The organism is Massilimicrobiota sp. SW1139 (genome assembly GCF_012027715.1).
GTDB lineage: Bacteria > Bacillota_I > Bacilli_A > Erysipelotrichales > Coprobacillaceae > Allocoprobacillus > Allocoprobacillus merdigallinarum.
Window position 1 is genome coordinate 21,673 of record NZ_SJOR01000009.1, and the last position, 12,804, is coordinate 34,476.

Annotated in this window: 12 protein-coding genes; all 12 read left to right on the plus strand. The window is 31.5% G+C overall.

The window, feature by feature from the left end:
- Positions 1-78: 78 nt before the first annotated feature.
- The 12 genes from bsh (at position 79) to E0K96_RS06680 (ending at position 12,792) form a co-directional block, all read left to right on the plus strand.
- Positions 79-1,035 carry a choloylglycine hydrolase gene (gene bsh, locus E0K96_RS06625; RefSeq protein ID WP_168082087.1) on the plus strand — a complete coding sequence of 319 codons (957 nt, stop codon included), beginning with the start codon at positions 79-81 and terminating at the stop codon, positions 1,033-1,035.
- Between the two features lie 144 nt (positions 1,036-1,179).
- Positions 1,180-2,469, plus strand: a complete 1,290-nt coding sequence (locus tag E0K96_RS06630; protein ID WP_168082089.1) for a PTS sugar transporter subunit IIC — start codon at positions 1,180-1,182, stop codon at positions 2,467-2,469.
- A 43-nt stretch (positions 2,470-2,512) separates the two neighbouring features.
- Positions 2,513-3,247 (plus strand): alpha/beta hydrolase, encoded by a 735-nt coding sequence (locus E0K96_RS06635; protein WP_168082091.1) that lies wholly within the window; start codon positions 2,513-2,515, stop codon positions 3,245-3,247.
- Positions 3,248-3,258: 11 nt separating this feature from the next.
- The gene (locus E0K96_RS06640; RefSeq protein WP_168082093.1) at positions 3,259-4,725 is read left to right on the plus strand and encodes a family 1 glycosylhydrolase; all 1,467 of its coding nucleotides are present in this window, start codon (positions 3,259-3,261) and stop codon (positions 4,723-4,725) included.
- A 42-nt stretch (positions 4,726-4,767) separates the two neighbouring features.
- Positions 4,768-5,610, plus strand: coding sequence for a helix-turn-helix transcriptional regulator (locus E0K96_RS06645; RefSeq protein ID WP_240924459.1), 843 nt, complete (start codon positions 4,768-4,770; stop codon positions 5,608-5,610).
- A 51-nt stretch (positions 5,611-5,661) separates the two neighbouring features.
- The gene (locus tag E0K96_RS06650) at positions 5,662-6,567 is read left to right on the plus strand and encodes an ROK family protein (protein WP_168082097.1); all 906 of its coding nucleotides are present in this window, start codon (positions 5,662-5,664) and stop codon (positions 6,565-6,567) included.
- Positions 6,567-7,322: a ChbG/HpnK family deacetylase gene (locus tag E0K96_RS06655; protein WP_168082099.1), complete on the plus strand. Its 756-nt coding sequence runs from the start codon at positions 6,567-6,569 to the stop codon at positions 7,320-7,322. The genes E0K96_RS06650 and E0K96_RS06655 overlap by 1 nt, the downstream gene beginning before the upstream one ends.
- 65 nt (positions 7,323-7,387) lie before the next feature.
- On the plus strand, positions 7,388-8,137 hold the full coding sequence (locus E0K96_RS06660; RefSeq protein ID WP_168082101.1) for a putative ABC transporter permease: 750 nt from the start codon (positions 7,388-7,390) through the stop codon (positions 8,135-8,137).
- A complete protein-coding gene (locus tag E0K96_RS06665; RefSeq protein WP_168082103.1) occupies positions 8,124-9,140 on the plus strand; it encodes a PTS sugar transporter subunit IIC in 1,017 nt (338 codons plus the stop codon). The genes E0K96_RS06660 and E0K96_RS06665 overlap by 14 nt, the downstream gene beginning before the upstream one ends.
- Before the next feature lie 32 nt (positions 9,141-9,172).
- Complete coding sequence (locus E0K96_RS06670; protein WP_168082105.1) at positions 9,173-10,633, plus strand: UDP-N-acetylmuramoyl-L-alanyl-D-glutamate--2,6-diaminopimelate ligase; 1,461 nt, start codon at positions 9,173-9,175, stop codon at positions 10,631-10,633.
- 38 nt (positions 10,634-10,671) lie between these two features.
- Positions 10,672-12,066 carry a polysaccharide deacetylase family protein gene (locus E0K96_RS06675; RefSeq protein WP_087244808.1) on the plus strand — a complete coding sequence of 465 codons (1,395 nt, stop codon included), beginning with the start codon at positions 10,672-10,674 and terminating at the stop codon, positions 12,064-12,066.
- A gap of 99 nt (positions 12,067-12,165) precedes the next feature.
- Positions 12,166-12,792, plus strand: coding sequence for a hypothetical protein (locus E0K96_RS06680; RefSeq protein ID WP_168082107.1), 627 nt, complete (start codon positions 12,166-12,168; stop codon positions 12,790-12,792).
- Positions 12,793-12,804 lie beyond the last annotated feature (12 nt).

Below are 12,804 nucleotides of genomic sequence, written 5' to 3' on the forward strand. Positions count from 1 at the left end.
ATGTAACCTATATGTCAATATAGGTTTTTTTGTTATTTGATAGAAATTGGTCTATAATGGTAATGAGGTGATTTTGATATGTGTACAGCATTTCAATTAAATGGGTATTTTGGTAGAAATTTAGATCTGGAAACAACATTTGGTGAACAAGTTGTATTGACACCAAGACATTATTCTTTTCCATTAAAAAATGGAACATTGTTTAAAAATCAATATGCAATGATTGGTATGGCAACGGTTATGGAAAACTATCCATTATATGCTGAAGCTATGAATGAAAAGGGATTATGCATGGCTGGCTTATATTTTCCAGGGAATGCTCGTTATTTTCCTGAACAGGCCAACAAAACCAATATAACGCCTTATGAATTGATTCCCTATATCTTAGGGCAATATCAAAGCGTACAAGAGGTCAAAAAGGTCATTGATCATTTTCATCTTTTAGATATTCCTTTCCATGAAAAATTGCCTTTAGCACCTTTACATTGGATCATTGCCGATCAAAAAGAGAGTCTGATTCTGGAATCAACAGAATCAGGATTGCAGGTTTATCAAGATGCTTTTCATATTTTAACCAACAATCCACCTTATCCGTATCATCAATGGAACGTCCATAATTATATGCATTTAACATCTTCTTATCCTCAAGATCATTTAACGGATCAATCATTGAAGCCTTATGGAAACGGATTTGGGACAATCGGTATTCCTGGTGATTTTTCACCTGCTTCACGTTTTGTGAAAACATTGTGGTTAAAGGAAAATGCAACAATGAGTGAAAGAGAAGAAGAGAATATCAGTCAGATTTTTCATATTTTAGATGCTGTCGCAATGGTCAAAGGTTCAGTAAAAACAATGCAAAATCAAGAAGATTATACGGTTTATTCTTGTTGTATGAGTATGAATGAAGGGGCTTATTATTACAAGACATATGAAAATAATCAAATTCATTGTATTCAAATGAAAAATAAAGTTTCTGCTTCACAATTATCTATCTATCCATTAAATAGACAACAAAATATTCAATATCAATAAAACTGCTTAGGCAGTTTTTTTGTTTATTATCGTTCATAAAAATATTAAAAATAAAACATTTTATATAGAAAAAGTAGGTTATACTTTGTTTAGAAAATGGAAGGGATTTAGCGCTACGAATTTCATAATAGGAGGAGGAAAAATATGGATTTTTTTAATAAGCTACAGACTGGCTTAGAAAAAGTTGTTGGTCCATTTGCAACAATGGTCGCCAATAGTAAATACATTAAAGCATTAACAGAAGGTTTTATGTATACAATGCCAATTACATTAGGGGTAGCAGTTATTGCCGTTTTGTCTAATTTGCCTATTGATCCATGGGTTGATTTTTTAAACAGTACAGGATTATATACAGTAGGGCAAGAGGTTGTATCTTTAACATTATCTTTACTTGCTATTTATGTTGTAGGAGCAATTGGATATTGTTTTACTAGAAATGAAGGTGAGCAAGGAATTATTGGAGCTGTCATGTCTACAGCAGCGTTTATTATTTTAATGCCAATTCAAACCTTTACTAATGAAGCAGGAAGTTCAGTTTCAGCTTTAGCTACCAATTATATGGGGAGTGACGGAATTTTCTTGGCATTAATTTTAGGTTTATTAATTCCAAGATTATACTGTTTTTTAATGAGTAAAAACTTGAAATTGAAATTACCAGATTCAGTACCACCAATGGTAAGTATGTCATTAGCACCTACATTTGTGGCCATGATTATCTTTACATTAGTTTTTGCCTTAAAATGGGCATGTACATTTACACCATATGGAAATGTATTCAATGTTGTTTCAACACTTATTGGTCAGCCAATTTCATATTTTGGAGCTTCACCAATATCATTAATTATTGTCTTTTCATTAATGAATTTAATCTGGTTCTTTGGTATTCATCCAAATGCTATTTTAATGCCATATATGCCTGTTTTAATGATGGCTTCTATGGCTAACACTGAAGCTTTTCTAGCCGGGGAAACAATGCCTTATCTTATTTTTGGAATTTTAGGGGCTTGTGTTCAAATTGGTGGTGCAGGAAATACATTAGGATTATGTATTGCAACCCTATTTGCAAAATCTGAAAAGTATAAAGCAATGCGTAAACTTGTTATCCCAGCTAATATTTTCAATATTAATGAACCAATCATTTTTGGTTTCCCAATTATGTTAAATCCTTTATATGTGATTCCAATGGTCTTTTCACCTGCAGCTTCAGGATTAGTTGCTTGGGCTTTAATTGGTATTTTACCAATATCTTTTAATCCGACAATTTCTATGCCTTGGGTAACACCTGGATTCATTACTGTGTTCTTCCAAGGTGGAGTCTTCATGTTGTTATTATGGTTAATAAGCTTGGCTATTCATTTTATCATGTATTTACCATTCTTCTTAATTGATGATAACAATGCTTTAAAACAAGAACAAGAATTAAAAGCAAAATAGAAGTTTGTTTAGACAAACTTATTTTTGGAAAGGAGAAAACATTATGGCAAAAATACAATGTAATGTCATTTCATATACATTAATGAGAACTGTTGATATTGATGTCATTTTACCAACAGTGACGATTCCTGAAAGTATGATTAATAAAGGAAAAATTCATCATGATTATCATAAGAAATTTCCTGTACTCTATCTTTTGCATGGATATGGAAATAATCATGCACAATGGTGTGGTTATACAAATGTTGAATTATATGCTGAAGAAAGACAGATTGCTGTTGTTATGATTTCAGGTGAAAATAAAAAATATATTGATCAAGATGAGGATTTATTTGCAGATTTTATAGAAAATGAATTACCAGAATTTATTACTCAGGTTTTCCCTGTTTCTACAAGAAAAGAAGATACTTATATTGCAGGACTTTCTATGGGTGGATTTGGTGCTCTTTATCATGGATTGAGTCATCCTGAAAGATATAGTGCAATTGGTGCATTTTCACCAGGTATTGAAATGCAGGGAAATCCAATTGATCTTTATGAAGTTTTAGATCAATGTCAACAAGAGATTCCTATTTATATGGCTTGTGGTGATAAGGATTTTCTTTATGATACGAATGTTCAATTCGTTAAAAGTTTAAAAGAAAAAAAGATGCCATTAACATGGTTGAGTGTACCAGGCTATGAACATGAATGGCGTTTCTGGGACAGGTGTATTGAAGAATTTTTAGATTGGATTCAGCGAAGTGATGCTTATGCAAATGCAAAAAGAAAAATTTAAGGAGGTAAAATATGGGATTTCCTAAAGACTTTTTATGGGGTGGTGCTACAGCAGCCAATCAATACGAAGGTGGTTATTTGAGTGGTGGTAAAGGCTTGGCGACTGCTGATACCATTACAAATGGTGATCAAAAACATCCTCGACGTATTATAATTGAACTTGAGGATGGAACAAAAAAAGAAATTAATCGTTTTGAAGATGTGCCAAAAGATGCAAAAGCTATTGTTGACGAAGATGTTTATTATCCAAGTCATGTAGCAACTGATTTTTATCATCACTATAAAGAAGATATTGCTTTAATGGGTGAAATGGGATATAAAACGTTTAGAATGTCTATTAACTGGTCACGTATTTTTCCTCATGGTGATGATGATCAACCTAATGAAGAAGGTTTAAAATTCTATGATGATGTTTTTGATGAATGCCATAAATATGGAATTGAACCACTTGTGACAATCAATCATTTTGATTTACCACTTCATTTAGCTCATCAATATGAAGGCTGGTTAGATCGTAGAACAATAGATTTCTTTATGAACTACTGTCGTACTATTTTTACGCGTTATCAAAATAAAGTTAAATACTGGTTAACTTTTAATGAAATTAATTTTTTAAGAGATTATTCTACTTTAGGTATTACAGAAGCATCCAATCCTCAAAAACAGCAACAGGCCATTTATCATTTGTTACTTGCTAGTGCAAAAGCAGTTTATTTAGGACATCAAATTAATCCGGATTTTCAGATTGGTTTAATGATTGCTAATATTTTATTCTATCCGGAAACATGTTGCCCAGATGATGCTATTGCTGAAATGGAAATGGCGAGAGATTTTAAAGATTTCTACTATGATGTTCAATGCCGTGGTTATTATCCAGCCTATAAATTAAAGGAATTAGAAAGACAGAATATCATTTTACAAAAAGAAGATGGTGATGAACAAATTCTTCTTTTAGGGACAGTAGATTTTATATCATTTAGTTATTATAATTCGTCTGTTATTTCAACACGTGGAAATAATGAAAAATCAGGTGGTAATCAGTTAGGTGGCGTTAAAAACCCATATCTTGAAGAAAGTGAATGGGGATGGCCTATCGATCCACAAGGTTTAAGACTTGTTTTAAATCGTTTATACGATAAATATCAACTTCCACTTATGATTGTTGAAAATGGTTTAGGAGCTTTAGATACAATTGAAGAAGATGGTAGTATTCAAGATGATTACCGCATTGATTATTTAAGAAAACATATTCAACAAATTCAAAAAGCTATTGATTATGATGGTGTAGATGTTATAGGTTATACACCTTGGGGTTGTATTGATCTTGTTTCTGCGGGAACAGGAGAAATGAAAAAACGTTATGGCTTTGTCTATGTTGATATGGATGATTTTGGAGAAGGTACACTTCAAAGAACACGTAAGAAATCTTTTGAGTGGTATAAAAAAGTCATTCGTACAAATGGAAAAGATCTTGATTGATGTGATGTAGAAAAATATGTTAGAATGTTGCTGGTGATAGAAATGAGATTGATTTTCGATGAAGAATATGAAGATGTTGATAGTAGTATTAGAAATTATGATGATAATAAATATTGTTTGTTTATAGATTCAGCAGGAAGTAATGAAGCACCTTCCACTATAGAAGTTCATTGGCATGAATGGCTGGAAATTGTTCACATTATTGATGGACATATGACAACTATTACACCATCTGGTTCATTTGAGGTTGGACCAGGTGATGTGATTGTCATTGGTATGCAGTCACTTCATAAAATGATTGGAAATGCAGGTCATTTTCGTTTCCAATGTTTGCATATTAATAATGGTTTTATTATACAGCACATGCCTTCTACAATATTACTTGATAAAGTATTTATGATTAAAGATTATAATGGTTTTATAGACTTGTTTTCACAAGTTATTGCTAAAATGAATCACGATGATATTATCTCCCAATTAGAATATAAGGCATCCCTTCTTTCCTTGTTGGCTCATTGTCTTCAGGAAAGTCATTATGATCCTACATCCTATCATCATGAAAATAATGATACTTTTTCAAGAATTCTTTTCTTTGTCAGTACTCATTATCGTGAAGATATATCTTTACAGTATTTATCGAATCATTTTGGTTATACAACTCAGCATATTTCATTGATGTTTAAGCGTTATTTAAATACAAACTATTATACCTATTTAACAAAGCTTCGTTTAGATAGAGCAAAGTTTTTATTAATGACATCGTCGAAACGTATTATTGATATAGCTTTTGAATGTGGTTTTTCTAGTGAACATGCTTTGATTAATCATTTTAAAAAATGGTATGCAATGACGCCCTCACAATATCGTAAACAGCAACATTCATAAAAAGCAAGGACTTTTCTTTAGAAAAAGTCCTTATTTTATAAGGAGGACAAGATGGAAAAGAAAGTACTCGTGATTGATGTGGGTGGAACTTTTATCAAATATGGTTTGATTGATGAAGAATGTCATTTAACAAAGACGTCTAAAATCAAAACACCTTATGAATCTCAAGAACATTTTTTAAAGACATTACAAAATATTTATTTATCATATAGAAATGAGAATATCCAGGGAATTGCGATGAGTGTACCTGGAAAAATAGATATTGAAAAAGGTGTGATGTTAACAAGTGGAGCACTTGTTTATTTGGAAGGTTTAGAACTTGCTGAAAAACTTTCAGCATTATGTAATCATTTACCTGTATCGGTTGAAAATGATGGCAAAGCAGCGGCTTTATGTGAATCATGGGTAGGACAGGCAAAAGATTGTCAAAGTTGTGTCGTTTTAATTTTTGGCTCAGGAGTTGGTGGTGGTATCGTTATGAACCATCAGGTTTTACGTGGATTGGATTTAATTGCCGGTGAATTTAGTCCTATTTTTGTTGATTTGCACCAAGGACAATATGAGAGTTTTGCTGGAACATATTCAACTTTAGCTATTGTCAAAAAAGTTCAAGATATCAAACAAGATGAAAACATTGATGGAGAAGCAATGATGCAGCTTTATCGTCAGCAGGATGAAGAAGTTGTTGCTGTATTAGAGGATTGGTTTGATGCTATAGCAAAATTTTGTTATAACATTGATAATATCATCAATCCTGAATGTATTTGTATTGGAGGAGGAATCAGCCAAGACCCACTGTTTGTAGAAAAAATTCAGGAAAAGATTGACAAAATCTTTACAAAGGCTTATCTGTTTAGAAAGCCTCAAGTGAAAACTTGTCAATATCATAATGATTCTAATTTGATTGGTGCTTACTATACATATTGTCAACTTTATAATAAAGGTGGTGTGAAATAATGAAATTAATTTTACGTGCAGATGATTTAGGTATAAGCGAAGGTGTAAACTACGGCATCTTAAAATCTATACAAGATGGTGTAATCAGTTGTGTGGGACTTATGCCTAATATGGAAAGTGCAAAGCATGGCTATCAATTAATTAAAGATTTAGATATTTGTTTAGGACAACATACAAATATATGTTTAGAAAAACCGGTTTGTTCGCCTGAACTTATTCCTTCTTTGGTTAATGAAAATGGCGAATTTTATTCAAGTCATGATATTAACCATCGTCAAGAAGATACAATCAATATTTTAGAGTGTGAATTGGAAATTGAAGCACAATTACAAAGATTTATTGAAATCACAGGTCAAAAACCAGAGTATTTTGAGGGACATGCTGTTTTTTCTAAAAACTATTTACAGGCTTTAGAAAATGTTGCGAAAAGACATCATCTTTTTTATGATAATCCTATGGATGAAAACTGGCAAAAAGAGCATCATATTTATTCTTTAGATTTCTTTTCGTTTGATGAAAAAGGTCTTTATGACCCATACATATATTTTGAAAGTCAACTAGCGAATATTCAAAAAAATGAATGTAGTATTGTTGTGTTTCATCCTGGTTTTTTAGATCAATATATTTTAGAACATTCTTCTTATACTTTGATTCGACCTATGGAATGTGAATTTTTATGTAGCCAATGGCTAAAAGATTGGTTGGGAAAATATCATATTCAGGTTGTTGATTTTCGTGATTATCAAAAGGAGTAAGACTCCTTTTTTTTCTTGCTTAATCATAAAAACAAAGTATAATATTTCTAGATAAGGAGTTTATTATGGAAAAATATATTAGTGCTTATATTGTAACTTTTTATATATATGGTTTTGTAGGATGGATCTGGGAATCTTTGATATGTCCAATTATGACGCGTCATAGAATTAAAAATAGTGGCTTTTTAAATGGACCTATTGTTCCAATATATGGTTTTGGAGCCATCACTGTCTCTCTTTTATTTTCTGCTAATGAAAGTTATTTATCTGTTTTTATTGAAGGAGCATTTGTGGCCTGTGTGATTGAATATATAACATCGTGGGCTATGGAGAAACTTTATCATAGAAGATGGTGGGATTATTCTGATAAGGCTTTTCATGTTAATGGAAGAGTTTGTTTAGAAGGTTTTTTGGTTTTTGGTGTTTTTAGTGTTGTTGCAGTGAAATTTGTTCAACCATATTTGTTAGAAAAAATCATGCAACATGGCTTAATTACATTGGTTGTGATAGCAACAATGTTAACGACAATATTTATCATTGATCTTATTTTTACAGTCGTATCATTAACACATTTGGATGAACGTTTAGATGAATTTATGAAGGATATAGAATCTTCAATGCAAAAATTGATTGATGATGTTGAACAAAGTAAACACAGTTTTAATGAATTAATGGATTTATGGAAAGAAAATGATATCTCAAGTTATCGTCAATGGATACATGATAAATCTATGAGTGAGCGTCGTATTATGAAAGCTTTCCCTGCATTAATGAATCATCAAAGAAAAGAGGAAAAACAGGATGGCAAGAAATAGACATGAAAATTATATTGTAAGAACATTGAATGGATTGGCATATGGCTATTTTGTGAGTGTGGTCTTTGGTATCATCTTGAAACAGATTGGGACGGCTGTTCATATCAATATGCTTTATCAATGGGGAATCATGCTTGGTTATTTAATGGGACCTGCCATTAGTATTGCAATGGGCTTATGTATTGATGCTAGAGGGATGAATTTGTTGACGGCATTGCTGGCTGGAACGATCGGTGCCGGAACAATTGTTGTAGATGGCGGTCAGATATCGCTTGTAACAGGGAATCCATTGTTGGCTTATATAGCTGTCATTTTAGCAATTGAAGTAGGGCGCTTGGTACAGGGAAAAACACCTTTTGATATTTGGCTGGTACCAGTTATGTCAATTGGCTGTGCTGGTTTGGTTGTCTGGCTTATAGGACCATTTATGCATCAAATTTCTTTCTGGCTCAATAGTGTAATGAAACAATGTGCGACTATGCCTTCTGTTTTAATGGGGATGCTGGTTGCTTTATTAGCTAGTGTCATCACAACATCACCACTTTCATCTTTACTTTTAACAAGTATAATGGTTGATTTTAATGGTGTTGTTTTAGGAGCTGTACTGGCTGGAGTATGTAGTCAAATGATTGGATTTGCTGTGATGTCAATGAATGATAATCGTTTTGGTGAAGTTTTGGCTATTGGTTTAGGGACAAGTCTTTTACAGTTTAAAAATATTGTCAAACGACCTGTTATATGGATACCACCATTACTTGCCAGTATGTTAAGTGGAATGATTTCAGTGCTTTTTTCTTTACGTTGCAGTGTGCAAGGTTCAGCTATGGGATTAACAGGATTATTAGGATTAACGGATTCATTTTCAATCATGGCAACAACTTATTGGATACCACTGTTTTTGATAGATGTTGTTTTGCCAATGGTTGTTTGTTATAGTATGTATAAAGCATTTAGAAAATTAAATTACATAAAAAATGGGGATTTACAAATATCTCAAATTTAAAGATAGATATCAAATGAGGAATGGTGAGGAAAATGAAATTAAATGAATTACTAGATGAAATGAATTATCAGTTCATTCAAGGACATTTAGATGAAGAAGTTTCACAAATAGATTATGATTCCAGAACAGTTCAATCAGGCAGTCTATTTGTATGTATTCCTGGCGCAAAGGTTGATGGACACTCTTTTATTGATCAGGTTATTCAAAAAGGAGCAAAAGTTATTGTGATTGAACATCCAGTGGAATATCAGGAAGGAATCACTTATTTATTAGTTGATAATGCAAGAAAGGCTTTAGCGTTACTTTCTTGTGCTTTCTTTCATCATCCAAGTCGTCAAATGAAAGTCATCGGGATTACTGGAACCAAAGGGAAAACAACAACATCTTATATGGTGGCTTCTATTTTAGAAAAAGCTCATAAAAAAGTCGGCATCATTGGAACAATTGGTTCTATTGTAAATGGTGAATTTAGGAAAACAAAGAATACCACACCTGAATCTTTTGAACTGCAAAAATTAATGCATGAAATGGTGGAAGCTGGTTGTGAATATTGTGTTATGGAAGTTTCATCACAGGGACTCATGTTAGACCGTGTAACAGGTATTGATTTTGATATAGGTGTTTTTACGAATTTATCACCTGATCATATTGGTGAAAATGAACATCGCTCTTTTGAACATTATATGTCATGTAAAAAACAATTGTTTCAAATGTGTCGCATTGGTTTATTCAACAAGGATGATGAACATTATTTAGATATGATAGATCATGCTCACTGTCAGATTCAAACTTATTCTATAGATCAGGAAAGTGATTTACAGGCATGTCATATCAATCTTTATCGTCAAGATAATATATTAGGTGTGACATTTGATACAAATGGTGTCATTTCAGCATCATTTCAAACGAATACACCTGGAAAGTTTAGTGTCTATAATTCATTAGTGGCGATTATGATATGTCATCTTTTAGATATAGATGTTCCTTATATCCAAGAAGCTTTAAAACAAGTCAGTGTAAAAGGACGTGTAGAAATGGTACCAGTTCCTCGTCCATATACAGTTTTTATTGATTATGCACATAATGCGTTATCTTTTGATAGTATCTTATCGACTATGAGTGAATATCATCCTCATCGTATTTATTGTGTCTATGGATTAGGTGGACATAGAGATGTGCATAGACGTTATGGAGCTGGAGAAATTGTCGCAAAATATCATGCTTTCTCTATTTTAACAGCAGATAATCCACGTGGCGAATCAGTACAAAAAATCTGTCAGGATATTATTGAGGGGATCAATAAAGAAAATGGGGAATATATTGTTATAGAAGATCGTCAACAAGCCATTCATTATGCTCTTGAGCATGCTGAAGCTCATGATATTATTTTATGTCTAGGAAAAGGACATGAAGATTATCAGATTTTAGATGAAGAACCATTACCTTTTAGTGAAAGACAAATCATTGAAGAATATTTTCAACATGAGGACTAAAAAAGACTTTTCATTCATATAGTATCTTGGTGATACATATGAAAAAAGTCTTTTTTTATACTTTTGTATTTTGTTTGATTGTCTTAATTGTTTATCTGTTTTTACAGCCACGTATAACTTTTGTGGATAAAGAAATTCATTTAGCACTATATCAGGAAGTTGAACCGCTACAATATATTGAAAAACTTTCACATATCGAAGAAGATGAAATCAAGATTGATAATCAAGTTGATAATAGTCAACTTGGTCAATATAAAATAGTCTATTCTTATCATCAAAAAGTTTTTACTTTAATTGTTTATGTTGATGATATGTTACCTCCACAATTTGAAACACAAAATAAGACAATTTTGAAAGATGAAACAATATCTGCAAAAGAATTGGTTAAAAACATTCGTGATGATTCTAAAACAGAAGTTTATTTTCAACAAAATTATACTTTTCATGAAGTGAAAACTTATAAAGTTGTAGTTGTTGTGGAAGATAGTTATGGAAATAAATCAGAGAAAAGTGCTTATGTACAAGTTCAGGCAAAAGATGAACAGCCACCAGTAGTGAGTGGTTTGACACCCATTACATTATTGATTGGAGATGAAATTGATTTAAAAAAAGATGTCATTGTTAAAGATGATCATGATGATTCACCAGTATTAACCATTGATGATTCTAAACTGAATATTCGTAAAATTGGAGAATATGAAGTTTATTATCATGTTAAGGATCAATCGGGTAATGAGGATACATTTATAAGAAAGATTGAAGTTTTAAGTCAATATGATAATCGTGAAGCTTTAAGTGATGGAAAGAAAACATGTTATTTAACCTTTGATGATGGTCCATCATCAAACACCAAAGAAATTCTAGAAATTCTAGATCAATATCATATTAAAGCAACTTTTTTTGTGACAGGAACCTCCCCTAAAGATTTTCATTATATTAAAGAAGCATATCAAAAAGGGCATACAATAGGATTGCACACATATAGTCATGATTATGAATATATTTATAGTTCTTTAAAAAATTATATAAGTGATTTAAATAAAATTAAGGATGTTGTTTATCAACAAATTGGGAAGAATGTGAATTTTATACGTTTTCCAGGTGGTTCCAGTAATCTTGTTTCTAAGAAATATAATGATGGTATCATGACACGTTTAACAAAAAAGGTTATTGATTTAGGATATCAATATTATGATTGGACTTCTATTAATGGTGATGGAGAAGGGATTAAAACGGTAGACGGTCTTAAAAAGAAAGCTATTGAAGAAATTGGGAATCGAGAAGATATTATGTTTTTGATGCATGATAGTGGAACACAAGAAAATACTGTCAAGGCACTGCCAGATATTTTAGATTATCTCATTGAGCAGGGATATGTTTTTCAGGTATTGGATGAAACTTCTCCAACGTTTCATCATCATGTTCAAAATTAAGAGATTTGTTTTCATTTCATATCAAAGAGTTTATATTAAAAATAAATAAAATCGAGATAAAAACATCTCTTTGTTGTATAATAGACAAGAGGTGTTTTTATGCTTTTAAATGAACAACAATATCAACATGCATTCAATTTACTGTGTCATACAGAACAGAAAAGTTTATTTTTATTAGAATTTGAACAATGGTTTGAGCAGGTTTTTCAATTAAAACTTTATGATTTTATTTATGATCAGACACATGATAATCAATCCAGATTGAAACTCATATTATGGAATCATGATGATCAACAAAAAATGAAGAATGGTATAAATTTTGATGAAGCAAAGCAACAGAAAATTCGTGAACAATTCTTATTACTTTGTCAAAAACATCATATATCTACAAAGTGTTCTTCGATTATCAGTTATGATACATTGGAAGATGAAATAAGAAAAAGAATTTTAAACCAGGTACAAAAAGAAATACAAAATATTCATAGACCTTATATATGGAAAATCAAAATTATTTTTGATCAAGTTCATGTTTTCTATAAAACAGATGAGCAATGTGAAGCTTGCCAGCAAACTGGTATATCTCAAGAAATCAATCAAAAAATCTTAGACATAGTCAAGCCATTGGATTCATTTTATGTTTTTCATGACAATTTTTCGTGTGTTTTTACTAGTCAACAGACATTAAATGAAAAGTATGATGGGAAAATGTTTAATTATACAAGATAGTTTTATTAAAAA